This is a genomic window from Streptomyces sp. NPDC059248 (genome assembly GCF_042753905.1).
In the GTDB taxonomy this organism is placed as follows: Bacteria; Actinomycetota; Actinomycetes; order Streptomycetales; family Streptomycetaceae; genus Streptomyces.
The window spans coordinates 24,589-48,398 of sequence record NZ_JBHYZV010000017.1 but is presented as its reverse complement, the minus strand read 5'-3'; the positions used below and the strand labels follow the sequence as shown (position 1 = coordinate 48,398).

Annotated in this window: 27 protein-coding genes and 1 tRNA gene; 16 read left to right on the top strand and 12 right to left on the bottom strand. The window is 72.8% G+C overall.

The genetic code is table 11. From position 1 onward, the window contains the following. Positions 1-114 precede the first annotated feature (114 nt). The 4 genes from selD to ACFXG1_RS09920 all read right to left on the bottom strand — a co-directional run bounded on the left by selD (position 115) and on the right by ACFXG1_RS09920 (position 4,633). A complete protein-coding gene (gene selD / locus ACFXG1_RS09935) occupies positions 115-1,182 on the bottom strand; it encodes a selenide, water dikinase SelD (protein WP_384741986.1) in 1,068 nt (355 codons plus the stop codon). A gap of 11 nt (positions 1,183-1,193) precedes the next feature. Continuing rightward, positions 1,194-2,969 carry a SelB C-terminal domain-containing protein gene (locus ACFXG1_RS09930; protein ID WP_384741985.1) on the bottom strand — a complete coding sequence of 592 codons (1,776 nt, stop codon included), beginning with the start codon at positions 2,967-2,969 and terminating at the stop codon, positions 1,194-1,196. Further along, a complete protein-coding gene (gene selA / locus ACFXG1_RS09925) occupies positions 2,969-4,483 on the bottom strand; it encodes an L-seryl-tRNA(Sec) selenium transferase (protein ID WP_384741943.1) in 1,515 nt (504 codons plus the stop codon). Before selA ends, ACFXG1_RS09930 begins: the two co-directional genes overlap by 1 nt. Positions 4,484-4,540: 57 nt before the next feature. Then, a tRNA-Sec gene (locus ACFXG1_RS09920) sits at positions 4,541-4,633 on the bottom strand. A 415-nt stretch (positions 4,634-5,048) separates the two neighbouring features. Here ACFXG1_RS09920 and ACFXG1_RS09915 point away from each other — a divergent pair. The 5 genes from ACFXG1_RS09915 (at position 5,049) to ACFXG1_RS09895 (ending at position 7,749) form a co-directional block, all read left to right on the top strand. Further along, positions 5,049-5,750 carry a hypothetical protein gene (locus tag ACFXG1_RS09915; RefSeq protein WP_384722244.1) on the top strand — a complete coding sequence of 234 codons (702 nt, stop codon included), beginning with the start codon at positions 5,049-5,051 and terminating at the stop codon, positions 5,748-5,750. 3 nt (positions 5,751-5,753) lie between these two features. Beyond that, positions 5,754-6,293, top strand: a complete 540-nt coding sequence (locus tag ACFXG1_RS09910; RefSeq protein ID WP_384741941.1) for a hypothetical protein — start codon at positions 5,754-5,756, stop codon at positions 6,291-6,293. Beyond that, the gene (locus ACFXG1_RS09905) at positions 6,290-6,805 is read left to right on the top strand and encodes a hypothetical protein (protein ID WP_384722017.1); all 516 of its coding nucleotides are present in this window, start codon (positions 6,290-6,292) and stop codon (positions 6,803-6,805) included. Before ACFXG1_RS09910 ends, ACFXG1_RS09905 begins: the two co-directional genes overlap by 4 nt. Positions 6,806-6,960: 155 nt before the next feature. Next, positions 6,961-7,167, top strand: a complete 207-nt coding sequence (locus ACFXG1_RS09900; RefSeq protein WP_384722014.1) for a hypothetical protein — start codon at positions 6,961-6,963, stop codon at positions 7,165-7,167. Between the two features lie 54 nt (positions 7,168-7,221). Next, the gene (locus ACFXG1_RS09895) at positions 7,222-7,749 is read left to right on the top strand and encodes a hypothetical protein (protein WP_384722012.1); all 528 of its coding nucleotides are present in this window, start codon (positions 7,222-7,224) and stop codon (positions 7,747-7,749) included. Positions 7,750-7,848: 99 nt separating this feature from the next. Here ACFXG1_RS09895 and ACFXG1_RS09890 read toward each other — a convergent pair whose 3' ends face one another. Next, on the bottom strand, positions 7,849-8,340 hold the full coding sequence (locus ACFXG1_RS09890; RefSeq protein WP_384709020.1) for a hypothetical protein: 492 nt from the start codon (positions 8,338-8,340) through the stop codon (positions 7,849-7,851). A gap of 113 nt (positions 8,341-8,453) precedes the next feature. Here ACFXG1_RS09890 and ACFXG1_RS09885 point away from each other — a divergent pair, with 113 nt between their 5' ends. Then, positions 8,454-9,278: a helix-turn-helix domain-containing protein gene (locus ACFXG1_RS09885; RefSeq protein WP_384741938.1), complete on the top strand. Its 825-nt coding sequence runs from the start codon at positions 8,454-8,456 to the stop codon at positions 9,276-9,278. A 54-nt stretch (positions 9,279-9,332) separates the two neighbouring features. On the opposite strand, the gene ACFXG1_RS09880 is transcribed toward ACFXG1_RS09885, so the two are convergent. Continuing rightward, complete coding sequence (locus ACFXG1_RS09880; protein ID WP_384709014.1) at positions 9,333-9,626, bottom strand: hypothetical protein; 294 nt, start codon at positions 9,624-9,626, stop codon at positions 9,333-9,335. On the opposite strand from ACFXG1_RS09880, the gene ACFXG1_RS09875 reads away from it, so the two are divergent. Together ACFXG1_RS09875 and murF are read left to right on the top strand one after the other, a co-directional pair. After that, complete coding sequence (locus tag ACFXG1_RS09875) at positions 9,625-10,266, top strand: C39 family peptidase (RefSeq protein ID WP_384741936.1); 642 nt, start codon at positions 9,625-9,627, stop codon at positions 10,264-10,266. The two genes, ACFXG1_RS09880 and ACFXG1_RS09875, sit on opposite strands and share 2 nt — an antisense overlap. Further along, positions 10,263-11,651: a UDP-N-acetylmuramoyl-tripeptide--D-alanyl-D-alanine ligase gene (murF, locus tag ACFXG1_RS09870; RefSeq protein ID WP_384709008.1), complete on the top strand. Its 1,389-nt coding sequence runs from the start codon at positions 10,263-10,265 to the stop codon at positions 11,649-11,651. The genes ACFXG1_RS09875 and murF overlap by 4 nt, the downstream gene beginning before the upstream one ends. Positions 11,652-11,720: 69 nt before the next feature. Here murF and ACFXG1_RS09865 read toward each other — a convergent pair whose 3' ends face one another. Next, positions 11,721-12,269 carry a hypothetical protein gene (locus ACFXG1_RS09865; RefSeq protein ID WP_384709005.1) on the bottom strand — a complete coding sequence of 183 codons (549 nt, stop codon included), beginning with the start codon at positions 12,267-12,269 and terminating at the stop codon, positions 11,721-11,723. Between the two features lie 147 nt (positions 12,270-12,416). Between ACFXG1_RS09865 and ACFXG1_RS09860 the strand changes: the two genes are divergently transcribed. After that, the gene (locus ACFXG1_RS09860) at positions 12,417-13,946 is read left to right on the top strand and encodes an alpha/beta hydrolase (RefSeq protein WP_384709002.1); all 1,530 of its coding nucleotides are present in this window, start codon (positions 12,417-12,419) and stop codon (positions 13,944-13,946) included. A 64-nt stretch (positions 13,947-14,010) separates the two neighbouring features. Here ACFXG1_RS09860 and ACFXG1_RS09855 read toward each other — a convergent pair whose 3' ends face one another. Together ACFXG1_RS09855 and sigJ are read right to left on the bottom strand one after the other, a co-directional pair. Beyond that, positions 14,011-14,850: an alpha/beta fold hydrolase gene (locus ACFXG1_RS09855; protein WP_384708999.1), complete on the bottom strand. Its 840-nt coding sequence runs from the start codon at positions 14,848-14,850 to the stop codon at positions 14,011-14,013. A gap of 42 nt (positions 14,851-14,892) precedes the next feature. Continuing rightward, positions 14,893-15,780, bottom strand: coding sequence for an RNA polymerase sigma factor SigJ (gene sigJ, locus ACFXG1_RS09850; protein ID WP_384708996.1), 888 nt, complete (start codon positions 15,778-15,780; stop codon positions 14,893-14,895). Between the two features lie 108 nt (positions 15,781-15,888). Between sigJ and ACFXG1_RS09845 the strand changes: the two genes are divergently transcribed. Then, the gene (locus ACFXG1_RS09845) at positions 15,889-16,293 is read left to right on the top strand and encodes a hypothetical protein (RefSeq protein WP_384708993.1); all 405 of its coding nucleotides are present in this window, start codon (positions 15,889-15,891) and stop codon (positions 16,291-16,293) included. Between the two features lie 19 nt (positions 16,294-16,312). Here the strand turns inward: ACFXG1_RS09845 and ACFXG1_RS09840 are convergent, their stop codons facing one another. Beyond that, positions 16,313-17,143, bottom strand: a complete 831-nt coding sequence (locus ACFXG1_RS09840) for an SDR family NAD(P)-dependent oxidoreductase (RefSeq protein WP_384708991.1) — start codon at positions 17,141-17,143, stop codon at positions 16,313-16,315. A gap of 74 nt (positions 17,144-17,217) precedes the next feature. Here ACFXG1_RS09840 and ACFXG1_RS09835 point away from each other — a divergent pair, with 74 nt between their 5' ends. The 6 genes from ACFXG1_RS09835 (at position 17,218) to ACFXG1_RS09810 (ending at position 20,915) form a co-directional block, all read left to right on the top strand. Continuing rightward, on the top strand, positions 17,218-17,625 hold the full coding sequence (locus ACFXG1_RS09835) for a winged helix-turn-helix transcriptional regulator (RefSeq protein ID WP_384708988.1): 408 nt from the start codon (positions 17,218-17,220) through the stop codon (positions 17,623-17,625). A gap of 84 nt (positions 17,626-17,709) precedes the next feature. Next, positions 17,710-18,951, top strand: coding sequence for a helix-turn-helix domain-containing protein (locus tag ACFXG1_RS09830; RefSeq protein ID WP_384708985.1), 1,242 nt, complete (start codon positions 17,710-17,712; stop codon positions 18,949-18,951). 138 nt (positions 18,952-19,089) lie between these two features. Beyond that, on the top strand, positions 19,090-19,476 hold the full coding sequence (locus ACFXG1_RS09825; protein WP_384708982.1) for a hypothetical protein: 387 nt from the start codon (positions 19,090-19,092) through the stop codon (positions 19,474-19,476). A gap of 358 nt (positions 19,477-19,834) precedes the next feature. Next, on the top strand, positions 19,835-20,131 hold the full coding sequence (locus ACFXG1_RS09820) for a hypothetical protein (RefSeq protein ID WP_384708976.1): 297 nt from the start codon (positions 19,835-19,837) through the stop codon (positions 20,129-20,131). Next, positions 20,119-20,289, top strand: coding sequence for a hypothetical protein (locus ACFXG1_RS09815; protein WP_384708973.1), 171 nt, complete (start codon positions 20,119-20,121; stop codon positions 20,287-20,289). Before ACFXG1_RS09820 ends, ACFXG1_RS09815 begins: the two co-directional genes overlap by 13 nt. A 125-nt stretch (positions 20,290-20,414) precedes the next feature. Beyond that, positions 20,415-20,915, top strand: a complete 501-nt coding sequence (locus tag ACFXG1_RS09810) for an NUDIX domain-containing protein (protein WP_384708970.1) — start codon at positions 20,415-20,417, stop codon at positions 20,913-20,915. A gap of 28 nt (positions 20,916-20,943) precedes the next feature. On the opposite strand, the gene ACFXG1_RS09805 is transcribed toward ACFXG1_RS09810, so the two are convergent. Beyond that, on the bottom strand, positions 20,944-21,555 hold the full coding sequence (locus ACFXG1_RS09805; RefSeq protein WP_384708967.1) for a hypothetical protein: 612 nt from the start codon (positions 21,553-21,555) through the stop codon (positions 20,944-20,946). Between the two features lie 110 nt (positions 21,556-21,665). After that, on the bottom strand, positions 21,666-23,528 hold the full coding sequence (locus ACFXG1_RS09800; protein ID WP_384708965.1) for an MFS transporter: 1,863 nt from the start codon (positions 23,526-23,528) through the stop codon (positions 21,666-21,668). Positions 23,529-23,810: the final 282 nt, after the last annotated feature.

Genomic DNA, 23,810 nt, shown 5'->3' with positions numbered 1-23,810 from the left:
CGGTGACGGCCGGCCAACCGCGGCTCTGGTCGAGGAGCCCCGGTTCGATGGCACCGGCTCTCTGCATGGTGGAACCCCGATTCGTCGTTGGTCGGATGACACGTGGGTCCGGCTTCAGCGGAGCAGCACGGTGCTGCCCTCATAGGGGAGGACTTCTCCGATGACGGGATGACCTGACAGCTCTCCGGCCAGAAGTAGTCCGCCTGAGGTCTGTGCGTCCGCCAGCAGCAGTGTCGTCTCCTCGTCCGCCGCGCCCACGTCGGCGTGGGGCGCCACCCAGGCGAGGTTGCGGCGGCTGCCGCCGCTGACGTGGCCGGCGGCGGCCGCCCGCCGGGCCGCGTCGAGTACCGGTACCCGCGCCGTGTCGATCGCGACGGTGACCCCGGAGGCGCGGGCCATCCGGTGCGCGTGGCCGAGGAGTCCGAAGCCGGTGACGTCCGTACCGGCGCGGACCCCGGCGGCGACGGCCGCGGCGGAGGCGTCCCGGTTGAGGGTCGTCATCACCTCCACCGCCTCGGGGAAGACCTCACCGGTCTTCTTGTGCAGGGTGTTGAGGACTCCGACGCCCAGGGGTTTGGTCAGGGTCAGGGGCGTCCCGGGCTCGGCCCGGTCCACGGTGATCAGCCGCTCGGGGTCGGCGGTGCCGGTCACCGACATGCCGTACAGGGGCTCGGCGGCGTCGACGCTGTGGCCGCCCGCGACGGGGCAGCCCGCGGAGCGGGCCGCGTCGAGGCCGCCGCGCAGCACCTCGCGCGCGATCTCCAGCGGCAGCGTCTCGCGCGGCCAGGCCAGGAGGTTGATCGCCATGACGGGCGTACCGCCCATCGCGTACACGTCGGAGAGCGCGTTGGTGGCGGCGATCCGGCCCCAGGTGTACGGGTCGTCGACGACGGGGGTGAAGAAGTCGGCGGTGGAGATGACCGCGAGGGACGGGCCGACGAGGACGACGGCCGCGTCGTCGCCGTGCTCGGGGCCGACGAGGAGCGGGGCGGTGGCGGAGGGTGCGGCGACGGAGGGTGTCGGGCCGGTGGGCGGAGAGCCGGGGAGCGTGGCGCCGGGCGGGGTCGTGGGTCCGGTGGAACCGGCGGGTCCCGCCGCGTCGGTCAGTCCGCTGAGTAAGGTCTCCAGTTCGCCGGGCGGGATCTTGCAGGCACAGCCGCCGCCCCGCCCGTACTGGGTCATCCTCAAGCCGTTCACGTGCGTTTCTCCCTTGTGGGGCGCAGGGTGCGCAGGTCGTCCGTGCCGCGCCGGGTGATTCCGGCGCGGTCGAGGTGCTCGATAAGAGGGAGGGCAATACGGCGGGGTACGTTCCACCTGATCCGGGCCTCGGAGACCGTGAACGGCCGCCCGGCCAGCGGCGCGAGGGCGCGGGCCGCGGCTTCGGGTACACCCACCGCGACGTGCACCGTCTCGGAGAGCCTGACCAGCCGCCCGGTCTGGACGGCGAGTGCCAGATCGCGCCGGCCGACGCCGAGCGCGATCAGCTCGGCGGGTGTCGGCGCGCGGAACTCCCCGTTCCCGAGGCCGGATTCCAGCGACTCCACGAGCCGGCGGGCCGCCGCCGGGAGCGGGTCGGCGCGGTCGGCGGCCACCACCCGCCCGGCGCGCACCACCCGCCCCTTCGGCAGCAGGGGTTTCAGCAGGGCCCGGTCGGGCAGGCCGAGCAGCCGGGTCAGGGCGCCCGCGTCGGCGGGCTCCCCGTCGGCGGTGGCCTCGGTGACGGCGGCGGCGATACGGGACCGTTCGGCGGCGGCCACCAGCCAGTCGCCCGCGACGGGTTCGGCTTCCGTACAGTCCACGCCCGCCCGGCGCAGGGTGTCGGCGTGGACGATCCCGCGGGCGGCGGTCTCGTAGCCGAGGTCGGGGGTGCCGGGGTGGCCCGCGAGGACGTCGGCCCGCAGACCGCCGGCGCGGCGCGGTCCGACGTACGGCGGTACGGGGTCGAGGACGAGCGCACTGCCGACGACCCGGCGGTGCTCGGTGACGACGGCCCGGTCGCCGATCCGCAGCGGCAGGGGCCGGTCGAGGACGAGCCGGGCGATACCCCGGCCGAATCGGCGGACGGCGGCCGGTACGGCGGCGGAGCCGATGTGCACGGTCAGCCGGTCGGGGATCCGGCGCAGAACGGCTCCGGCGAGCCGGACGTCGGCGGTGTCGGTGAGCCGGTACGTCCCGGGGGCGCCGAGCGCCGTACCGCGAAGACCGCCGCGCGGCGGCTCGCCCCGTAATTTGACGGCGACCCGGGCGGGCCCGGTGGAGCGGTCGGCGTCCCGGCCGAGCTCCTGGAGTCCGCGGACCGTCAGCTTCGGCTGGTCCGGGGCGGTTTCGAGGACGTCGCCGCGGGCGAGGGTGCCTTCGCGGAGGGTGCCGGTGGCGACGAGTCCGTGGCCGGGGAGCGCGAAGGCGCGGTCCACCCACAGGCGGACGGGGGCCCGGGGGGCGGGCGCGGGCAGCCGGTCCCGCAGTTCGGCGATAGCGGTGCGCAACCGTTCCGTACCGTCGCCGGTACGGGCGCTGACGGCGACGGCCGGGATCCCGTCGAGGCCGGTCCCGGCGAGCGCGGCCCGTGCCTGCGCGAGGGCGGGGCCGGGTTCGGCCAGGTCGGTACGGGTGACGACGAGGACGCCTTCGCGTACGCCGAGGGCGTCGAGGGCGGTGGCGTGCTCCTGGGACTGGGGCATCCAGCCGCCGTCGGCGGCGACGGCGAACAGCACGGCGGGCGCGGGCCCGGCGCCCGAGAGCATGGTGCCGACGAAGCGTTCGTGTCCGGGTACGTCGACGAACGCGACCCGCTCGTCGGCGACGGGCGGGCGGCCGGGCCCGGCGGGTACATCGGTCCACACGAAGCCGAGGTCGATGGAGAGCCCCCGCCTCCGTTCCTCCTCCGTACGGTCCGGTTCCATCCCGGTCAGGGCGCGCAGCAGGCTCGACTTGCCGTGATCGACGTGCCCCGCGGTCACCACGACCATCATCGGGCGGCCCCGGACGCCTCACGAGGGCGGCGGTCGGCGGCGGATGGAGGTACCTCGCCCGCGCACTCCCCGGCGGGGCCCGGGCCGCTACTCGACGATCCGGCGGTACGGCCCCGGTACGCGGCCCACGCCGCCAGCACCGCCGACGCCACCGTCTCGTCGTCCTCGTCCGGTACCGAGCGCAGATCGAGCAGGGCGCGGTCCTGGTGGATCCGGGCCAGGACGGGGACGGCGCCGGTACGGAGCAGGGGGCCGAGGGCCGCCGGGACGGTGAGGGCCGCGGACGGCAGGGTGACGCCGGGGGCGCCGCCGCCGCCCGCGACCGACTCCGAAGGTTCGGCGGTGGCGTCGACCCCGGCCGCCCGCAGCCGCCGGGCCAGGGATTCGGCGCGGGCGGCGAGTTCGGGCAGGGGCCGGGTCAGGGCGGCCGGGACCGGCGGGCGGGGGCCGCGCAGGGTGGCCTCCAGGGCGGCCAGGGTCAGCTTCCCGGTCCGCAGAGCGCGCGCGAGCGGGTGCCGGCGCAGCCGGGCGACCAGGTCGGCGTCGCCGAGCAGCAGCCCCGCCTGGGGGCCGCCGAGGAGTTTGTCGCCGCTCGCGGTGATCAGGGCCGCGCCCCGGGCCAGGGCCGTGGCGGCGTCCGGCTCGTCGGGGAGCAGGGGGTTCGGGGCCAGCAGCCCCGAGCCGATGTCGACGACGACCGGGCGGCCGAGCGCGGCGAGTCCGGCGATCGGCGGCGTACTGACGTAGCCGGTCATCAGAAAGTTGGAGGGGTGGACCTGGAGGAGGAACGCGGTGTCGTCGGTGATGGCGCGGGCGTAGTCGTCGACCGTCGTTCGATTGGTCGTACCAACTTCCCGGAGACGCGCTCCCGTGCTCTCCAGCAGTTCGGGCAGCCGGAACCCGTCGCCGATCTCCACGAGTTCGCCGCGGCTGACGACGATCTCGCGGCCGCCGGCCGCGAGGGCGGTGGCGACCAGGACGAGCGCGGCGGCGTTGTTGTTGACGACATGGACGTCCCCAGCGCCGGGAACCGCGGCGCGCAGGGCGTCGAGCGCGCCCCGGCCACGCGGTCCGCGCCGGTTGGTGCCGAGGTCGAGTTCGAGATCCGAGGTGCCCGCGAGATGGGCGACCGCGTCGACGGCGGCCCGGGACAGCGGCGCCCGGCCCAGGTTCGTATGGACCAGGACCCCGGTGGCATTGACGACCCTGCGGTGGCGGGTGGGAGCGGGCGGCAGCCGGGCGGCGGCTTCGGCGATCGCCTCGGAGACGGCACACGCGGTGACACCGGCACCGGCACTGGCACCGGCGTCCGAGACCGTGCCCAAGACCGTATCCGCGCCCGAACCCACCCCGACGCCCGCGGTGTTCGCGTTCCGTAAGGTCCGCTGGATCGCGCGGGCGGCCTCCCGGACCTCCGTCGCCCCGAGGGCGGCGACCGCGGACCGCAGCCGCGGGTCCTCCATGATCTCCCGCACCGACGGTATTCGCCCAGGGGCGTCGGTCTTCCTCATGTCACTCCTGACGCGGTCCCGGGGCGGAGGCGGCGGTGTGCGGACGAACGGCTGGGACGGAGGTGGACGGGAGTCGAACCCGCTGACGCGCAAGGGACAACGTCCACCGGTTTTGAAGACCGGGACCGGCACCGGCCGGCGGACACCTCCGGACAAGATCTTCCAAGCCGGGCTCTCTTCTGTCAACGAACGCAAACATGGAAAACGCGCACGTCAGAGGGGTGTGAGCGGGGTGTAAGCGAGGGGTGAGCCGACGGTCCGCCGTCGGCGAGCACCCGGCGAGCACCCGGCGATCCTGCGGCCAGAACCGGCCCAGCGCCACGGAAGTTCCCCACAAGCCGCACCGCAGCGCCACGACATCCGCACCACAACTCCCCCGAAGCGGCGGCGCAGCGGTCGGTCAGAGATCAGCAAGAAGCCGGACAGAAGGGACTTCTACGGTGTCTTCCGGGCGGGCTTCCCGGCTGCCGACGGCTCCGCCGTGCCCTTGCCGGTGCCGTGGTCGGTTCGCGGGACCGCCCGCCCGGAACAGGCCCGTACACCCACCCCGAGTCCTGGAGGTCTCATGCAGGCCACGTTGCAGACCGCGAAGGCACTGGCGCCCAACGGGCGCTGGGTGTCCTTCGCCTGCCGCGCCCGCTCCGTGCAGGCGGACTGGTTCTGGCACTTCCGCCTGACCGGCCCGTCCCTGGGCGTCGGCATCAGTATCACCGACCGAGGCTACCCGGCGGGTCTGATCGACCTGCACGAGTCCCGGGTCGTCCAGCAGGTCACCTACGACGGCCGTCCGCTCCAACTCCTCACCAACGCCGACGGCAGCGGCTGGCAGGGCATCTGGACCGGCCCCCACCACTGTCTGATCATGGAGTTCTCGGGCAGCAAGGTGGACGCGGGCGCCGTGACGCAGGTCCTCGACCGGCTCACGCTCTCCGACACCAAGGCCGGGCTCGTCGTCACGCCCCGCACCCGTGACCTCAAGACCTGGAGCATGTACGGGGTCAAGTTCACCTCGGGCGGCTCGGTCACCATCTACCCGGCCGAGGACGCCACGGCGCTCGTCCCGGACAGCACCGGCAAGGCCGTGGAGAAGGGCCAGGTCTGGGTCAAGACCATGGGCATCGCGGGGGTGACCCGGGGCCGCAAGTACCTGCACGCCGGGCCCAAGGCCGTCTGCCTGGTCGACGACGACGCCTCCGCGGACATCGGCGTCTCCGGCGCGGACCAGGAGGAGCTGCTGAAGTCCCTCGACGTCCGCTGGGGAGCGTGACGGGTGCAGAGCCTGCTGTGGGCCCTTCTCGTCCTCGCCTGGACCGCCATCGTCTTCCTCGTCCTCGGCTACGCCGGACTCGTCACCAAGATCCGCGCCCTTGAGGCGGGCGGCACCGGCTCGGGCGCGCCGAACGACCGCGACCAGCGGTGGCCCGACCTGGCCGCGCCGGACGCCGGACACCGCACCCTCGCCCTGGTGCTCTCCTCGACCTGCCCCACCTGCGAGGAGGTCGCCCCGGCCTGGGCCGGGGCACGGCGCGCGCTGACCGGCGCCGGGCATCGCACGGTGCTGATCGACATCGACAACTCGGGCCGCTGGAACGGCCCGGACGCCGGGGAGGTCCTGCCCGGCCCCGGGCTGTCGTCGCCGCTGCTGCTGGCCTACCAGCCGGCCCTGCTGGTCCTCGACGCCGACGGCGCGATGCTGTCGGCGGAGCCCGTGGGCTCCGCCGAGGCGCTCGCCGCCCTCACCGAGGAGTACACCGGCGGCTCCGGCCGGCCGTCCACCACCTCTTCCCTCACGACGGGAGTCGCATCATGAGCAATGCCTTCCTCCAGTCCATCCCCGAAGTGACCGTGACGCCCACGTCGGGCGACATCCGCTCGACCTCCGCCACCCCGGAGGCCCCGCGTCCCGCGAAGAGCGGCGGCTTCCAGCGCCGTACGTTCCTGCGGACCACCATCGCGGGCGCCGCGACGCTGGCCGTCACCGGGCTCGGATGGGTCGGCGGCGGCTCCGCCTACGCCTTCAGCCGCACCTCGCGCCACCCGGATCACTGCATGAGCGTCGACGTCCCGGGCGATACGCCCTGTTGGGGCCGCCAGTACATCAGCTCGACGTACTGCGCATCCGACGGCTACCACCGCACCGACACCGAGACCCACCAGTACTGGACCCGCAAGTACGGCTGGGAGGCCGCCTGCGGCGGCTACGCGGGCTGGTACTGGCGGATGGCCAACGGCCGGACCGTGCACTGCTGGGACGGCTACTTCGAGGACATCAAGCTCGAAGGCTCGCGCACCCGCTTCACCACGAGCTGCAAGAGCGGCTGACGACCGGTTCCGTCCGCCCGCCGCCCGCCGCCGCGCGGGGCGGCGGGCGGCGGCGGCCGACCCGTGGGACCCACGAATCACGAACCATGACCCACGAACCACGTCTCATGGGCCCCGGACCTCGGACCCGGACCCCGGACACGTGAAGGACACGTATGGCGTTGACGCTCACCTCCGTCTCCCGGCGCCCCAGTACCCCCGGAGCCTCCGCGCTCGCCGCCGGGGCGATCGGCCTGCTGTTCACGGCCGTCGCCGCGGCCGGGGCCTTCTGGGCACCCGCCGCCGCGCACGGGGTGCTCGCCGCGATCGCCGCCTGCGCGGTGGCCGTCCTGGCGGGCTACTCCCTCTCGGGCTCCGTTTGAAGCCACAACTCAGCGGGTCTGCTGACCTCGCCGGTCTGGCGGGGAACGAGAAATGTGCAGTACTTCGTCCGGGGCCTGTTCTTCGGCGGCTTCGCCACCGGGCTGCTCCTGCTGCTGCCCGCGGCGCTGGTGCAGACCTTCGCGCCCGATCTGGTGCGGACCGTCGCCCTGGCGGTCGCGGTGCTGGTCTTCCTCGGTGTCGAGCTGGGTCTGCTGCCGTTCCGCATGCCGCAGAACGCCCGGCTGGTGCCCAGTGACATCGTCGTCCGCACGGACGGCAGCGGTGCGCTCCAGTTCGGCTTCGAGATGGGCACGGGTCTGCGGACCTTCGTACCGTCGCATCTGCCGTACGCGGCGATCGCAGTGCTCCTGTTCGCGGGGCCGTGGTGGGCCACCCCGCTGGGCGGTCTGGCCTTCGCGCTGGGCCGCGCGCTGATGGTGCGCTCCTCGGTCCGCTCCGGGGACGCGTCCGTGTGGGACGCGGCCTTCGTGAAGGTGCGGACCCCGATCCTGCTGCTGCTGTGGGTGGTGGCCGTGGCAGCCGCCGCGGTGGCGGTCCTGATCCGCCACGGTGTGCCGTAGACCGTGGCAGGCCCGGTCCGGACGACAGACGACGGACGACAGACGGCGCCCCGGCCCGGGAGTTCCCGGGCCGGGGCGCCGTCGTACGCCCACGATCCTTCAGGCCGTGCTCCGCGCCAGCCGGTGGCCCGCGAACTGGAGCGACGCGAAGGACGCCACGATCGCGACGCCCACCAGCATGACCACCGTCCCGGCCGTCGTCAGGGGCATGATCCCCGTCACGACCAGCGCCAACAGGGCCAGCGCGCAGCAGCCGTTGATGATCCAGGTCACACCCGAGAGGGCCCGGGTGACCCGGGGTACGAGGCCGATCACCGCGAGCGTCGCGGCGCCCGCCAGCATGCCGAGGCCGAAGGGGACCGACCAGGCGGACGGCAGACCGAGGGGCTCGTCGAGCCAGATCGCCGAGGCGAGCAGGAGTAGCCCGAAGACGGCGGTACTGCACGCGTCGGCGAGCACCACGATCCGGAACAGGGGGAAGGCGGCCCACCCGGTCGCCCCGAACACCCCGGTGGCCCCTGCGGCCCCGGTGGTCCCGGTGCTCCCCGTGGTCTTTCCGGCCGGTGCGGGGTTGGTGGTCGCTGTCGTCATCGTGGCCTCCTCGGCATCCGGTGCAGGGTGCCACACCGTTCCATCACGTGGGTAAGGACTCAATGACCCGTGGGTCATGGCCACCGCGACCGCCGCCCGATTAGCCTGCGGATATGGAGCCAAAGCCACAATTAAGGATCGGACCCCTGCTACGGGACTGGCGGCGCCGCCGCCGGCTCAGCCAACTCGACCTGGCCCTGCGCGCCGACTCGTCGGCGCGCCATCTGTCGTGTGTGGAGACCGGCCGCGCGATGCCCAGCCGCGGCCTGTTGCTGCGGCTGTGCGAGGCGATGGACATCCCCCTGCGGGAGCGGAACCAGCTGCTGCTGACCGCCGACTACGCGCCCGCTTACCGCGAGAGCAGCCTTCAGGACGCCGACATGGTGTCCGTACGCGCCGCCCTCAACCGGCTGCTGACGGCCCATGAGCCGTATCCGGCGGTCGTCGTGGACCGGGTGTGGAACGTCATCACGGGCAACCGCTCCCTGTCCATGCTCACCGACGCCGTATCGCCGACGCTGATGCATCCGCGGCCGAACGTGTTCCGGCTGACCCTGCACCCCAACGGTCTGGCGCCCCGGCTGATCAATCTGGAGGAGGTACGCGAAGTGACGCTCGGCGCCCTGCGACGGCAGGTCGCCTCGACCGGTGACCCCCGTCTGGAGTCGCTCTACGACGAGATCTCCGGCTATCCGAAACCCGAGGGCACCACGGACGAGGACTGGGCGGCCGTCCCGCCCCGCCCCTGGACCCCGAGCCCGGTGGAGGTGCCGCTGCGGATCCGTACACCGCGCGGGGAACTGGCCCTCTTCAGCACGATGACCACCTTCGGGGCACCCTCCGACGTCACCCTCTCCGAGCTGGGTGTCGAGCTGTTCTACCCGCTGGACGACGCCACGGAGAAGGCCCTGCGGTCGGGGGCGGCGGCCATCGCCTGACCTCCCGTACTCCGTTCGCGTCGATCCGTGCGCCGGTGCGGCGCCGCGACGCGGTCACGAAGCCCGCCGGAGTCCCGGGGAGCCCGGCGCGTAGCAGACTGCCCGTATGCCCCCTTCGGCCTCGACCACGCCCACGACCCTCATCACCCTCACGACCCCCACCATCACTTCGACCACTCCCGAGACCGCGATCACGACTGCGACTACGACTACGACCGCGACTGCGACCGACGGCCCCGGCCGCCCGACGACGACGTCGGCGCGCCCGGTGACCACCACCGTCCCGACGACGACGTCGGCACATCCGGTGACCACGACGGCGGCTCCGACGACGGTGTCGGACGCCATGACCGTCCACCAGGTCCCCTACTACGCGCAGTGGGAGTCGGCGGGTCTCGTACCGGAGTTCCTCAGCGGCGCCCGCGCATCGGCCGACGACCCTTCATGGGCGGCGTCGGGCGCCGCCGATCCCGGGGAGTACGCCTTCTGGGCGCCCCGGGCCTGCGGTATCGCCTGTCTGCGGATGGCCCTCGGGTTCTGGGGCCGCCCGGTGCCGCCCGCGATGACGCTGGTCGCGACGGCCCGGGACGCGGGGGCGTACATCGTCCGGGACGGGGACCGGGTGGAGGGCCTGGTCTACGCGCCCTTCGCCGCCTGGGCGGCCGACGCGTTCCGGCTCGACGTCCGGGTACGGCCCCGTATCGACGCGGCCGAAGCCGCCGCCGAGGTACACGCCGGCCGTCTGGTGATGCTCTCCGTCCACCCGTCGATCCGCTCGGTCCCCGGCCCGGGCGCCGACCCGCCCGTCCGCGGCGGCCATCTGGTGCTGGCCGTCGGCGCCGGACCCCGCGGGCTCGTCCTGCACAACCCGTCCGGGCTTCCCGGACACTCCCAGCGGTTCCACCCCGTGTCCTGGGGCGACTTCGACCGGTTCGCCGCCGGTCGGGGTATCGTCCTGGGGCCGTCGCACGTGCAAGGAGAGCTGTGATCCCTCTGACCCTGGCCGAGATCGCGGACGCGACCGGCGGTACCCCGCACCGGATCGACGACACCGCGGTACGGGTGACGGGCCCGCTGTCGTTCGACACCCGCGCCGTCGCGCCCGACGGCCTGTTCGCCTGTCTGCGCGGCCGGTCCGCCGACGGACACGACTACGCCGTACGGGCCGTCACCGAAGGCGGCGCGGTCGCCGTACTCGCCGAACGGCCCGTTGAGGCGCCCGCGATCGTCGTCGGCGACGTCCGCGCCGCCATGGCCCGGATCGCCCGGCTGATCGCCGCCCGCTACCCCGGTACGGTCATCGGGATCACCGGCTCCGCCGGGAAGACCTCCACCAAGGACATCCTGGAGACGGTGCTCGCGGCCCACGGCCCGACCGTGGCCAACGTCCGCAGCTTCAACAACGAGATCGGCTTCCCGGTGACCGTCTCGCGCGTCGAGCCGGACACCCGCTACCTCGTCCTCGAAATGGGCGCGCGCGGCAAGGGCCATATCGCCGAGCTGTGCGACGTCGTCCGCCCGCGGGTGGCGACCGTACTCGGCGTCGGCTCCGCCCATGTGGGCGAGTTCGGCAGCCGGGAGGCCATCGCCGACACCAAGGCGGAGATCGTCCGCGCCCTGCCAGGCGACGGCGTCGCGGTACTCAACGGGGACGACCCGCTGGTGGCGCCGATGGCCCGGGAGACCTCCGCCCGGGTCCTGACGTTCGGCACCGGCGAGGAGTGCGCGGTACGGGGCGAGGACGTACGCGCCGGGGCGGACGGGCACCCCGCGTTCACCCTGCGGTACGGCACCCATCACGCGGAGATCGTGCTGCGCGGCATCCACGGGCGGCACCACGTCACCAACGCGCTGGCCGCGGCGGCGACGGCGCTCGCGGCCGGCGTCCCCTTCGCCACGGTCGCGGCCGGGCTGCCCGGCGCCCGGCTCTCCTCCGGCGGCCGGATGCAGGTGATCCACCGCCCCGACGAGGTGACCGTCGTCAACGACGCTTTCAACGCGGCGCCGGAGGCCGTACTGGCCGCTCTCGACGCCCTCACCGACATCGCGGGCCCCGACCGCCGCCGGATCGCCGTCCTCGGCGAGATGGCCGAACTCGGCGCGGACGCCCCCGGCTGGCACGACACGGTCGCCGGGAAGGTCGTCTCGACGGGCGTCCACCGCACGATCGGCGTCGGCGGCGAACTCGCGGCCAGGATGGTGAACGCGATCCGCCTCGCGGGCCTCGACGCGGTACACACCCGGGAACACGGGCGCGAGTCCCTGACCGCCCGTATCCACGCCGAACTCCGTCCGGGTGACGTGGTCCTGGTGAAGGGCGCGAACGCGCTGGGCCTTGAGCGGGTGGCGAACGACCTGGCGGAACGGGGCTGACGTACGGGGTACCGGGCCGGGGACGACGCACAGAGCCGACGGACGGGATGCCTGGCCGGGGCCGGGCCGTCAGCAGGCGGTCGCGGTCCCGTCCAGCAGCGATACGACCGAGATCTGCACGGTCCGCCGCTCGGGGGTGAACCAGACCTCCATCACCGCGGGCCCCTCGGCGAGCCGCTTCTCGAAGCACAGATCGGACGGGTCGCGCTCCTCCGCCGAACCACCGGTCGCCGGGCCCTCCTCCCAGCCGTCCCGCTCGGCGGCGGCCCGCAGCTGGTCGGCGACGGCCTGCTTCTCCCCGACCACCTCGTAGACGCCTTCGCCGTGCACCAGCTCGTCCCCGCTGTCGTCCAGACAGCCCGCGCCCCCGCCGGGGGACTCGTACCCCTTCACGGGCCGGGTCCCGGGCGGCGCGGCCGCGAAGACCGGCAGCGCGTCGATCGCCCGGACCAGCGCGTCCGTGCCCTCGCAGTCGTCGACGATGTTCAGGAACGGCCCGTCGACGGCATGCAGGATCCGGTCCTTCGCCGACACCGCCAGCACGGAGACCAGGACCAAGGCGAGCACCACGGCCCCGGCCCGTCCTGTTACGGCGGATGTGCCGCCCAACGGACTCATCCCGTCCCACCTTCCCCCGTACTATTCATGATCATCAGAAGATACCGGGCGGCACCCCATCACCCGGGTTGACGCCGGTCCCGCTCGTTACGTTCCCGCCATCCGTCCGTAGCGGCGTCACCATCCGTGCCCGCGACAGTGACCCGCATGACCACGCACCCATCCCGCAGGCGGCGGGGAGTCTCCGTCCTCCTGGCGCTCTCCGCGTCCGCCGCGCTCGCGTCACCCGCCGCCGTGGCGTCCGCCGCCCCCGGCTCGAACGGCGCGAACGGCACGACCGGTTCGAACGCCGCGACCGCCGCGAACACCACGACGCCCCAGCGCGTCCAGCGCGTCCAGTGGGGGCCGTGCCCCCGTGTCGACTGGCCGTACCCGAACCCGGCTTCCGAGTGCGCGACGATCGAGGTCCCGGCCGACTGGTCGAAGCCGAAGGGCAAGAAGACCGGCCTCTTCGTCGCCCGGCACAAGGCCACGGACCCGTCGCGGCGCATCGGCGTCCTGATGTCGAACCCGGGCGGCCCCGGGACGCCGGGCGCCGACGACGCGTACGCCCCGGACGATCCGTACCAGGGCTATCCCCCCGAAGTGCTTGCCCGCTTCGACGTCGTCGGCTTCGACCCGCGCGGTGTCGCCCGCAGCCGGGGCGTGGAGTGCGACGAGACGCCCCTGGCGCAGGCGCCGGCCCGGCCGGGCGGCGCGGCGGCGTTCGAGCGGCTGCGCGCCGCCAACGCGAAGTTCACCACGGACTGCCTCCGGAAGACGGGTCCGCTGGCGGCCCATATGGACGCCGAGAGCACGGCCCGCGACATGGACGCGATCCGCGCGGCGCTCGGCGAGAACAGGATCAGCTTCATCGGGCACTCGTACGGCACGCTGATCGGCGAGCGGTACGCCCGGCTCTTCCCGGACAGGCTGCGCGCCCTGGCCCTCGACAGCGCGCTGGACCCGGCGCACGAGGGCGCCGAGCGGTATCTCACGGACGGCGCCGTCACTCTCGACAACACCCTCAAGCGGGTGTCGTCCTGGTGCGCGACGAACGCGGCGACCTGCGCGGTGAAGAACAAGAAGGTCACCACCGTGGCGGAGGAGCTGTTCGCCCGCGCCGACGCGGGCACGCTCCGCGAACCCGGCCCGAACGGCCCCACGAACAAGAAGATCACCCCCGACCGGCTCTCCGACTTCCTGAGCCAGGTCCTCGGCGGCGAACCGGAGAATGTCGCGCGGGAGCTGGCCGCCCTGCACTCCGGCAAGGGCGAGATCCACTGGATCGACGGCGGCGCCCATGAGACGGCGCTCCGCCTCGTCCTCTGCCGCGACAAGGACTACCGGATCAAGGACTACGCGGAGTACGAGGCGATCCGCGCCCGGGTCGCGAAGGCGGCGCCGTACGTCCGCTACGAGGCCCAGTCCCTGCACTTCGTGCTGGCCTGCCAGGGCTCCCCGCTGCCCCCGAAGCCCAACCCGGCCCAGTCCCCGGGCAAGCTCCCGCCGGTCCTGGTGGTCAACGCGACCCTCGACCTGGCCACGCCCCTCCCGGGCGCCCGGAAGATGGCCGAGAGCTTCCCGCGGGCCGAGCTCCGAATCGTCGACATGGTGGGCCACTGGCTCTACACCACGGGCCTTCCGGGCGACCCGAAGGGCGCGATGGACAAGTACCTGCTGAACCCGAGGAGCTGAGAACTCCGGGAAGGCACGTGCCCGTTCGCGGCGACGACCGCCCGTCCCGCGAACGGCACGCTCCCTACCCCTTTGTGTCCTCCGTCAGGAAGTCGACGAGCACTTCGGCGAGCCGCTCGGGCTGGTCCTCGGGTACGAGGGTCGACGAGTCCTCGATCTCGACCAGCCGCCCCCGCGGATACAGCTCGGCCAGCCGGGGCCCGTGCTCACGCGGCATCAGCCGGTCCCCGGTCGCCCAGACGACCAGTACGGGCCGGTCGAATTCGCGCAGCCGCTCGCTCCAGGCCAGCAGCGTCTCCCGGTCGGGCGCGCAGGTGGCGAACTTGGCGAAGTCCCGGCGAACGGCCCGGCTGCGGGCCGCCGGTGCGAACCAGTCGAGCACGATGTCGGCCGGGAGTCCGCGCAGGCTCATCCCACCGAACCCGCCCTTCATGTTCCGGAACGCCGGGATCCGCATGAGGCGGGTGATCAGCCGGACGCCACCCGGCACCTTGCAGAGCGCGACCAGCGGCCTGGCGGGCGCGGGCGGGAAGTTGTCGAACGCCTCGCAGGCCACCAGCACCAGCCGCCCGACCCGCTCGCCCTCCCGCTCCGACACCAGGAACTGGGCGCCGCCCCAGTCGTTGAGGACGAGGGTCACATCGTCGAGGCCGAGCCGCTCGATGAACTCGCCCAGCAGCCGGGCGACACCACGATGGGTCAGATCGGCGTCCGGGGCCATGGGCCGGCGGTGTCCGCCGAGGGGCAGTGTGGGCAGGACGCAGCGGTAGCCGCTCAGCAGCGGCACCACTTTGCGCCACTGTGTCTCGTTCATCGGAAAGCCGTGGCTGAAGACCAGTACCGGCCCGTCACCGCCGGTGTCCTGATAGTCGATCGTTCCGGCCGACAGTTCGATCTGCGGCATCGCGCCTCCCCGGGAAGGATGCTTCGAATGTAGTCGGACGGGTCAGCTCTGTCCGTTCCACGGACGAAGCTTCTCCGGGTTGCGGACCGCCCAGATATGGGTGACGCGGCCGGCGTCCAGCCCGAACGCCGCGACGGTCACGGTGACCCCGGCATGCCGGGCGACCAGCCCCGGCCGCCCGTTGACCGTCCGCTCCAGCAGCGTCGGGCCCAGGGCCCTCCCGGCGAGACCGATCAGATACGCGGCGATCCGCTCACCGCCGTCGAGGGGCCGGAGTACGGCGCCGGCCAGCCCCCCGCCGTCGGCGATCATCGTGGCACCGGGGTCGAGGAGCCCGACGAGGGCCTCGATGTCCCCGGCCTCCCACGCCTCCTTGAACTCCCGCACCACACCGGCCTGCCCGGCGTCCACGCCCACCGGCACCCGCGCGGCACCGATCCTCCGCCGCGCCGAGTACGCCAGCTGCCGACAGGCCCCCGGGGTCCGCCCGACCATCGCGGCGACCTCGGCGAAGGGGTACCGGAAGACGTCGTGCAGGACGAACGCCACCCGCTCGGCCGGGGTCATCGACTCCAGGACGACGAGGAAGGCCATGTTCACCGACTCGTCCAGGGTGACGCGATCGGCGGGGTCGGCCCACTCCCCGCCGCGCCCGGGCACCGGCTCCGGCAGCGGCTCGGGCAGCCACGCGCCGACATACCGCTCACGCCGCGCCCGCGCCGACCCCAGCAGATCCAGACAGACCCGGCCCACCACGGTCGTCAGCCAGGCCCCGGGCGACTCGACGGCCTCCCGCCGCTCCCGCGACAGCGCGTACCAGCGGGCGTAGGCCTCCTGCACGGCGTCCTCGGCCTCGGCCAGCGACCCCAGCAGCCGATAGGCGATATCGATCAGCCGCCGCCGCTCGCCGTCGACCGTGTTCACACTCATGGTCGCGGCTCCCTGCTCCGGTCGGGCCTGACATTCCACGGCGGTACGTCGTCGAAGTGACGAGACCCTACCGAGCCGCTGCCGCGAGGCAGAAGAGGAGACCCCGTGATGACCACCGACACGACACCCGGCCCCCGCGCCTTCACCTTCCCGCAGCTCGCGATCGCCCTCCAGACCCTGGCCCTCTTCTTCCAGGCCACCACCGCCGGAATGCTCCTGTTCACCTCGCACGGCTATGTCCTGCACGACATCGGATCGCGCGTGATGTACGGCGCGTCAATGCTGTACGTCCTCGCCGCCACCCTCACCTGGCGCCGCTCGCGCGGCTCCCTCCGCCCCGTCCTGTACGCCTCCGGTTTCCTCCTCCTCGCCTCGGCACAGGTGGCGGCGGGCATCACCTATGTGGCGTGGCTCCATATCCCGCTGGGCCTGCTGATGTTCGGCCTGAGCGTGCTGGTCCTGGTCAGGGCGTTGGCCGAGACCTCTCGGGGTCGGCGATCACATCGGGCGTGACGTCACCCGGCCGGGGTTTTCAGACCCCGCGGATCAGATCCTCCGTGTAGGCCGCCAGGCGGACGGCGGCGGTGGGGTCGAGGGTCCTCAGGGACTTCGCGACCGGTTTGCCCCGGTCGATCGCGCTGAGCGCGTCCTTCGGAGGGTGGTCGATCCATTCGACGATCGGGCGGACCGCTTCGGGTACCGGGCGGGCGAAGAGCCTCCCGAGTGCCTTGATCGCACCCCGGGCCACGGGATTCGGGTGACCGTCCGCGCCGCTGCGGGTGAAGCCCGGGTGGTAGAGGATGTAACGCGCCTTGCTGTCCGCTTGGGCGGCGAACGCGACGCCCAGCAGGTCGTTCGCCCGGCCCGCGTGGAGCTGGGCGCGCACCTGGCCGTAGCGCCTGGTGAGCTGGGGGTCGTCCCACTGGACCGCGCCCGCGGTGTTGCCGACCCCGGCCACATTGATGATCACCGGGTCGCGGCCCGCGTCGAGGAGCGGGCGCAGGCGGTGGCTGAGCAGATAGCGGCTGAGGTAGTAGAGGGCGAAGGTGTACTCCAGTCCTTCCGCGGTCTCCCGGCGTTCGGTGCTGATCCGGTTGGCGAACAGGCCGAGCGCGTCGACGGCGTCGTACTGCTCCCCGATACGGGCGATCACCCGCTCGGTCTCGGCGATGGAGGAGAGGTCCGCCCGTACGAACGTCAGTTTCGGATCGTCGGCCTCTTCGAGCAGCGCCCGGCCCTTGGTCCCGCTGCTGCCGATGACCATGACACGGTCGCCTCTCGCCAGCCGCCGGAGGGCGGTCGCACGGCCCATACCGTCGGTCCCGCCGCTGATGATCACGGTTTTCGATGATTGGCTGGGCACGGCGTCCTCCATAGGCTCGGCAGGTACGGATCCATCGTGTGCCGAGCCGCCGCAGGCTGAAAGAAGGCAGTTTCATGTCCGCTGCGAACACCCGTGTGCCCTCGGTACTCGCCCATGAGTTGCCGCACCCGGTCCCGGCCGGCGAACTGGCCGCGTGCCCGGTCGGTGACGTGTTCCGGCGGGTGGGCGACAAATGGAGCATGCTGCTGGTGATCCTGCTCGGGGCCCGCCCGTACCGGTACAACGAGTTGCACCGCGCCGTCGACGGCATCAGCCAGCGCATGCTCACCCGCACACTGCGCGGCCTGGAGACCGACGGGCTGGTGCGGCGCGAGGTCCGCCCGACGGTGCCGCCGGGCGTCGAGTACAGCCTGACTCCCCTGGGGCGGACCCTGCTCGAACCGCTGTCGGCACTGGCGGACTGGGCGATACGGCACGAGGCGGAGATCAACGAGTCCCGGGCCCGGCATGGCGATTCCTGAGGGGCCTGAAGGCCGCGCACGGGGAAGCAACTGGACCGCCCCGCCAGTACAGTTCCCAAGGGACGCTAGGAACGGAGACCCGGCATGGCACGCTGGAGCGACTACTCCACAGGTCAACGCATCAAGATCCTCCGAGGCAAGGACATCCGCCAGTCCGACCTGGCCGAGATGACAGGACTGTCCCTTCCCACAATCCAACAGGCCGAGCAGGACAAACGGCTGACCTTGCAGACCCTCCTGCTCGTCGCCGACGCCCTGGGAGCGGACACTTCCGTCCTCCTCGGCCAGCAAGCCCCGCGCCGGACGCTGGAACGGGACGACCGCGCCATCATGAGGGATATGGCGCGGGCCGTCCACGACACGTCGGCAGGCATCCTCCCCGGGACCGTGACCGCGCCCACCCTGGAAACGCTGTCCCAGCATGTCCAACGCTGCTGGGAGTTGTACTGGCAGGGGCGGTACCTGGAGGTCGGCGCCCTGACCGGACCGCTGATCACCGAGGCGGGGGCCCGGCTCCGTGAGCAGCCCGACGGGGAGCGGGCCGAGGCATGGGGTGTGCTGTCGGACACGTACCGACTGGCCGCGTACGTCGCGAATCTCATGGGTGCGAGGGACCTGGCATACGCCGCCATCGGTCATGCGCGGCACGCGGCATCGCAAGCGGCGGACGGCCTCAGCAGCGCCCTGGTCGGGTCGGGCCGGGCATGGGTCTATCTGCGGGACGCCCGGACGGAGGACGCCCTCGCGCTCGCCGAGAAGGCGGCCGTCGACATCGAGCCCCGCTTCTCCCGGGCCACCACGGAAGAGTTGGCGGTGTACGGCTGTCACATCAACTTTGCGGCGGTCGTCGCGTCCCGCCTGGGCAACAAAGATCTGACCGAGGACTATCTCAGTCAGTCCCATGCCGTAGGGGCCCGGATGGGGCGGGAAGCCAAGGCCCGGGGAGCGGTCTTCGGACCGGTGACGGCGACCGCCCAGGCCGTCGGCATCTACGCGGCCCTGAGGCTTCCCGGCAAGGCCCTCGGCCTGATCGCCGACATCAAACCGAAGCAGACGCAGGCCCTTTCCGAAGCGGCCAGGAACAGATACGCCGTCGACAAGGCCATGGCACAGGCCGACGCCAAACTGTGGGACGCCTGCTTGGACACATTGGAAGAGGTGCTGATCGCCGCTCCCGAGTGGTCGCGGCATCAGGCGCTGCCGTCGGTCATCGTGGACAAGATCGGCCGGGAGTCGACCTCCAGACTCCGGCGGGTTCAGAAGCTGATCGCGCAAGTGTCGGACGGAGTCGACGCCATACCCTCGACGACCCGCGCGGCCGTATGACTCGTACGGGGCGTACGAGTCACCGCTGTTGAGCGGTGTAACCGTCGTACAGCGCACCGCACCGAAGGCCCGGGCAGTCGCCGGATCCGCACGGTGCGTTTCTTCACAGTCGCGGTGAGTACCGGGATCGTCTTACTCATGCCCCGTACTGGACTGCAACGAGCCCGGCGCGCCCGCCTGGCCGACGCCGCCGCCGGTGTCCATCCCTCCCGAAACGGAGTCGATCGTGCCACCGTCGTGCTCCTCGTCCGCGATGCTCCCCGGGCCGGGGATGCGACAGTGGAAGTTCTGCGCCGTCACGCCGAAGCTCGGGACTGGCGTGTCGTCGCGGAGGTTTCCTCCTGGGCCGAGGTCAGAAAGCTGATCGAAACGGCTCAGGCGGACGGTGTCGTCACGAACGCGTGCGCGGCCGTGCCGGCACCCCACCGGGAGTGGCTCACCGACGCCTTAGCCTTCGTCGTCTCCGTCGAGTGCGACACCGCGACGGCCGACGGCTCCCCTGCGGAGGCCGACCGTGACCACTGAACCTCCTGCGATGCCCGCCACTCCGCCCGAGTGGTGCATCTACTGCAACCGCCTCGTCGAACGCGTCGAGCGGAACCTCGTCATGCTCGGGTTCTCCGCCTCCGGGTCGCGGCCGTCGTTGTACGCGCACCCGGAGTGTCCGCGGCCCAGGAGGCTTCCCCGGCGGGCCGGGGGGCGGTGAGAGGCTCCCGGGCCCGGTGGCCCCAGGCCACGGGTCCGGGGAGCGGTTCCGGCCCCGTACGACATCCCCCGGCGCGGGGCCGGGACCGCGTACACAGGACAAGGCGCCCCGGGGAAGCGGCCGCAACGGTCCCACGGGGCTCGACCGACCAGCCGACGCAAGGAGCCGATCAGCCGTATGCGTGACCTCATCGCCGACCTCATCGCCTGTCCGCGGGCCGTGTTCGAACGGCGTCGCCGTCACACCGTGATAGTGGTGACCCGCCCGACGCCCGTCGATCCGTGGACCCGGCCCTGGAGCAGTCCCGGCCGGGACGAGGCGCGGGAGATCCTGCGGCGGCGGGGCGCCGTCCACGCCACGGACTCGTACCCGCCGCGCCGCGGGCTGATCGTCGCCCCGAACGGGGTCCGCTTCGAGCGGCCGGTCGCCGTGCGGGCCGCACGGCCGGGACCGGCGTGGACGTGGATCCGGTGACCGTCGAGGGGCTGCTGAACGCGCCACCCGAGCCCGTCACCGCCGTGTGCTGCCGCTGCGGGCGCCTCACCACCGCTCCTGTCGAGGTACGGCCCGGCTCGCCCGCCTGTCCCGGGCACATCGTCGACGCCCTCGGCGCCCAGGAGTCCCTGACGTAACGCCCGAGTCGCGCATGGGTGAGGCCCGGTGGAGGGAAATCTCGGCAGAGGAGCATCGCAGAACGGTCCGGGCGGCGGGATGCGCCGCCGCCCGGGGCGTACCGCCGACGAAGGGAAGAGGCAACGTGGCTCAGCCGAAGACCGACGACCAGCCCCAAACACTCGCACCCGCCAGCGCGTCCATGACCGTGCTGGTCGCCGCCGTCATCGTCCACGACCAGGCCACCAACCGGATCGTCCTCCTCCAGCGCGGCCGGGACGCCGCGTTCGCCCCCGGGAAGTGGGATCTGCCGAGCGGCAAGAGCGAACCGGGGGAGCCCATCACGGAGACCGCCGTACGCGAACTGTACGAGGAGGCCGGGCTCACCGTACGGCCCGAGTCCCTGACCGTGGCCCACATCATCCACGGCGCCTACGGCGTCCACGCGCCCAACGGCTATCTGACGGTCGTCTTCACGACCACCGAGTGGTCCGGTGAACCCCGCAACCGGGAGCCCCACAAGCATGCCGAGGTCCGCTGGACGGAGACCGACGCGCTGCCCGACGACTTCGTACCGACCACCGCCAGCGCCCTGCACCGGCATCTGAACCAGGGGCCCGGGATCACCCTCAGGGGCTGGCGGTGAGCGTCGTGGGACGGCCGCGGCGGCCGGGTCAGTCGTCCCGGTCCTCGTCGTCGCGTTCGTCGTCACCGTCACTGTCGCCGTCGCGGTCGCGGTCGCCGTCCCACTGCCACCGGCCGTCGCCCCAGCCGGGCTTGCCGTCGGTACCGGGCGGCAGCTCCCAGGGGCGTTCGGCGGGGGGGCGCGGCTTCGTGGGGCGTTCGGCGCGCGGCGGGCCCTGAGCCGACGGGGCGTCCGCCGCCGGGCGGGAGTCCCGGGGCGTACGGACCGTATCCGTGCGCCCCGCGGCGGGGACCGCGGCCGGGCGGGTCGCCGGGGCGGTGCGCGGGGGGTCCGAGGGGCGCGGGGACGTCTCCGGGGCGGGCGACGGGGCCGGGGGCGCCGGGGTGGCGCCCGGGTCACCCGGGTCTCCCGTGTCGCTCAGATCGAGATCGGTCGAGCCCGCGATCCGGTCCCGGTCGCGGGTCCCGTCCCCCTCGTCCACGGCGAGCAGCACGGTGCTCACCACGCCCGCGGTGAGGGTGAGCGCCACCCCCGTACCGAGGAGGCTCCGTCCCATCCGCGACAACGGGGACAGCGGGGTTTCGTCGGTCAGCCATATGCCGTCCCCCGCACGGTGACGGCCCTTCGCCCTGAGCAGCATGGCGGACACTATGCAGTACCGGCGCACTCCGGCGTGAGGGTCTTCACGGAACGCGTCTGATTCCTCATACATCCATCGCCGTCACGGGGGCGTACGCCCCCGGACCGCGGCTACTGCAGCTCTTCGGGGCAGGGCGTTCCGCGCGGTACCGAGTACGGTCCCGAGAGCCGGTAGGTGCCCGCCTTCGGGGCGACCAGTTCGGTCCACTCGTCGCCGTCGAGGTTCTCCTCGGCCTTTATCAGGCAGCCGTTGCGGTTGGTGAAGGTCTTCGGCTCGCCGTCCTCGCGCTTCTTGGACTCCTCGGTCTCCTGCGGGCCCTTCAGCCGCTTGCCCTTCTCGTCCACGATGCTCAGCCACGGCGAGTAGGGGATCCGGATCAGGAGCCGGCCCGGCTGTTCGACGGTGATCCGCAGCTGATCGGCGCCCGCGTGCTCGACCTTCGCGGGGGCGTCGGCGAGCGGTACGGGGTCCTTGACGGCGAAGATCTGCCAGTTGGCGTCGGACCAGACCCGCTTCAGATACGGCAGCCCGCCCTCGACCAGCTCGGCCTCCTGCTCGGCGCCGATGTCCGGCTTCCCCTCGGGCAGCACCACGTAGTGCACGGCCCAGCGGTCGAGCCAGGCCCGGTAGTCGGCCGCAGTGAGGGTCTTCTCGTCGTCGTAGAAGAGCGGATTCCGCTTCATGTCGGCCTGCCGGTTCCAGCCGCGGGCCAGATTGACGTACGGCAGCATGGCCGACGCCTCCCGGTGGCTGCGGGCGGGCACGACCTCCACCCGGCCCCGTTCGGCGTCGAGGTCGTCCAGCTTGTCCACGAGGGGCGCCAGCTCGAAGTTCCACGAGGCGGTGGGCGCGGTACGGACCACGTCGTCCACGGCCTTGAAGCCGATCCAGAAGTTCAGCCCGGCGAACGCGACCACCAGCGCGTACCAGCGGCGGGAGCGGGGGACCGCGTACGGCAGGGCGGCCAGCAGCGTGACGCCCGCGAAGAGCATCGCGAGCCGGGTGATGTTGGAGCCGATCTGCGAGTCGATGATCCAGGTCAGGACCGTCCCGAGAGCGTAGACGGCCGCCGCGGTACGGACCGTGCGCCAGTCCTTCGGGACCAGGACGAAGACCAGCACCGCGAAGACGAACGGCAGCGACACGGTCCCCAGCGACATCGGCTGGGTGCCGGAGAACGGGAAGAGCCAGGAGGAGAGGCCGACGACCGCGACCGGGGGCAGGCCCACCGCGTAGGCGCCGGGCCGCCGCTTGTTCAGGAAGAGGGCGGCGGCGACGACACCGAGGAAGAGCCCGGCGACCGGGCTGGACGCGGTCGCCAGGGCGGCCAGCGGCGCGGTGACCGCGCCCTTCGCCCAGCGCTTGGTGCGCCAGCGGTGCGGCCAGCAGAAAACGGCGGCGACCGCGCCGATCGCGAACATCATCCCGAGGCCGAAGGTGACCCGCCCGGAGAGCGCGTTGCTGAGGAAGGCGAAGACCCCGGCCAGCGCGCACGGCAGCGGGTTGCGGACGGCGCGGACCCGGACCAGGACGAGCGCCGTCAGGGCGGCGGAGACCGTACCGGCGACCATCATCGTGGACCGCACACCGATGAGTGACATCAGATACGGCGAGACGACGCTGTACGAGACCGGGTGCATCCCGCCGTACCAGGCGAGGTTGTACGCGGAGTCGGGGTGCCGGCCCACGAACTCGGCCCAGGCGTCCTGGGCCGCCAGGTCGCCGCCCGTGTTCGCGAAGAAGAAGAACCAGAGCAGATGCCCTATGGCGGCGACCACGGTGGTGACGATCACCGGACGGCGGGTGAGCCGGTCCCAGATGTCGGCGAGCGCGCCCCGGACCCGGCCGAAGCGGGCGGGGGGCGGGGGCTGGGGGGAGCCGGTCACACCGGTGGCGTCCGTCGCCGACGACCGTATTCGGGACTGCGCACCGGGGCCGACGCCGTCCGTCCTGACCGGCTCTGCGGTGGTCACTGCGGCTCTCCCCGTCTGTCGCGTGTCGCGTGTCGTCGTCGGTGGCGGTGGTGGTGGTGGTGTCTCGGTCGGTCGGTGCGCCCGGTGCGGTGCCGGTCCCGGTGTCGGTGTTGGTGTCGGCGGTACGTCGGGTGCCGCCGAGGTCGGCGTACCGACGTTACCCGAGGGGGGTCGGCTCCCATCAAGGACGCCGGACGAGGTGACCGGGGTTGCCCCCGGGGCGCCCCGGTCCGGTACCGGCCGGTACGGGTGAGTCCGGGCCGGGTCGTGCCGTGCCGCGCC

Coding starts and splice junctions, on each gene's coding strand:
- ACFXG1_RS09860 (WP_384709002.1), top strand. CDS start 12,417: ATGACCACGCACCCATCCCGCAGGCGGCGGGGAGTCTCCGTCCTCCTG.
- ACFXG1_RS09905 (WP_384722017.1), top strand. CDS start 6,290: ATGAGCAATGCCTTCCTCCAGTCCATCCCCGAAGTGACCGTGACGCCC.
- ACFXG1_RS09830 (WP_384708985.1), top strand. CDS start 17,710: ATGGCACGCTGGAGCGACTACTCCACAGGTCAACGCATCAAGATCCTC.
- ACFXG1_RS09890 (WP_384709020.1), bottom strand. CDS start 8,340: ATGACGACAGCGACCACCAACCCCGCACCGGCCGGAAAGACCACGGGG.
- ACFXG1_RS09845 (WP_384708993.1), top strand. CDS start 15,889: ATGACCACCGACACGACACCCGGCCCCCGCGCCTTCACCTTCCCGCAG.
- ACFXG1_RS09820 (WP_384708976.1), top strand. CDS start 19,835: ATGCGTGACCTCATCGCCGACCTCATCGCCTGTCCGCGGGCCGTGTTC.
- ACFXG1_RS09915 (WP_384722244.1), top strand. CDS start 5,049: ATGCAGGCCACGTTGCAGACCGCGAAGGCACTGGCGCCCAACGGGCGC.
- ACFXG1_RS09855 (WP_384708999.1), bottom strand. CDS start 14,850: ATGCCGCAGATCGAACTGTCGGCCGGAACGATCGACTATCAGGACACC.
- ACFXG1_RS09900 (WP_384722014.1), top strand. CDS start 6,961: ATGGCGTTGACGCTCACCTCCGTCTCCCGGCGCCCCAGTACCCCCGGA.
- selA (WP_384741943.1), bottom strand. CDS start 4,483: ATGAGGAAGACCGACGCCCCTGGGCGAATACCGTCGGTGCGGGAGATC.
- ACFXG1_RS09865 (WP_384709005.1), bottom strand. CDS start 12,269: ATGAGTCCGTTGGGCGGCACATCCGCCGTAACAGGACGGGCCGGGGCC.
- ACFXG1_RS09875 (WP_384741936.1), top strand. CDS start 9,625: ATGACCGTCCACCAGGTCCCCTACTACGCGCAGTGGGAGTCGGCGGGT.
- ACFXG1_RS09880 (WP_384709014.1), bottom strand. CDS start 9,626: ATGGCGTCCGACACCGTCGTCGGAGCCGCCGTCGTGGTCACCGGATGT.
- ACFXG1_RS09825 (WP_384708982.1), top strand. CDS start 19,090: ATGCCCCGTACTGGACTGCAACGAGCCCGGCGCGCCCGCCTGGCCGAC.
- ACFXG1_RS09835 (WP_384708988.1), top strand. CDS start 17,218: ATGTCCGCTGCGAACACCCGTGTGCCCTCGGTACTCGCCCATGAGTTG.
- ACFXG1_RS09930 (WP_384741985.1), bottom strand. CDS start 2,969: ATGGTCGTGGTGACCGCGGGGCACGTCGATCACGGCAAGTCGAGCCTG.
- selD (WP_384741986.1), bottom strand. CDS start 1,182: ATGACCCAGTACGGGCGGGGCGGCGGCTGTGCCTGCAAGATCCCGCCC.
- ACFXG1_RS09805 (WP_384708967.1), bottom strand. CDS start 21,555: ATGCTGCTCAGGGCGAAGGGCCGTCACCGTGCGGGGGACGGCATATGG.
- ACFXG1_RS09885 (WP_384741938.1), top strand. CDS start 8,454: ATGGAGCCAAAGCCACAATTAAGGATCGGACCCCTGCTACGGGACTGG.
- sigJ (WP_384708996.1), bottom strand. CDS start 15,780: ATGAGTGTGAACACGGTCGACGGCGAGCGGCGGCGGCTGATCGATATC.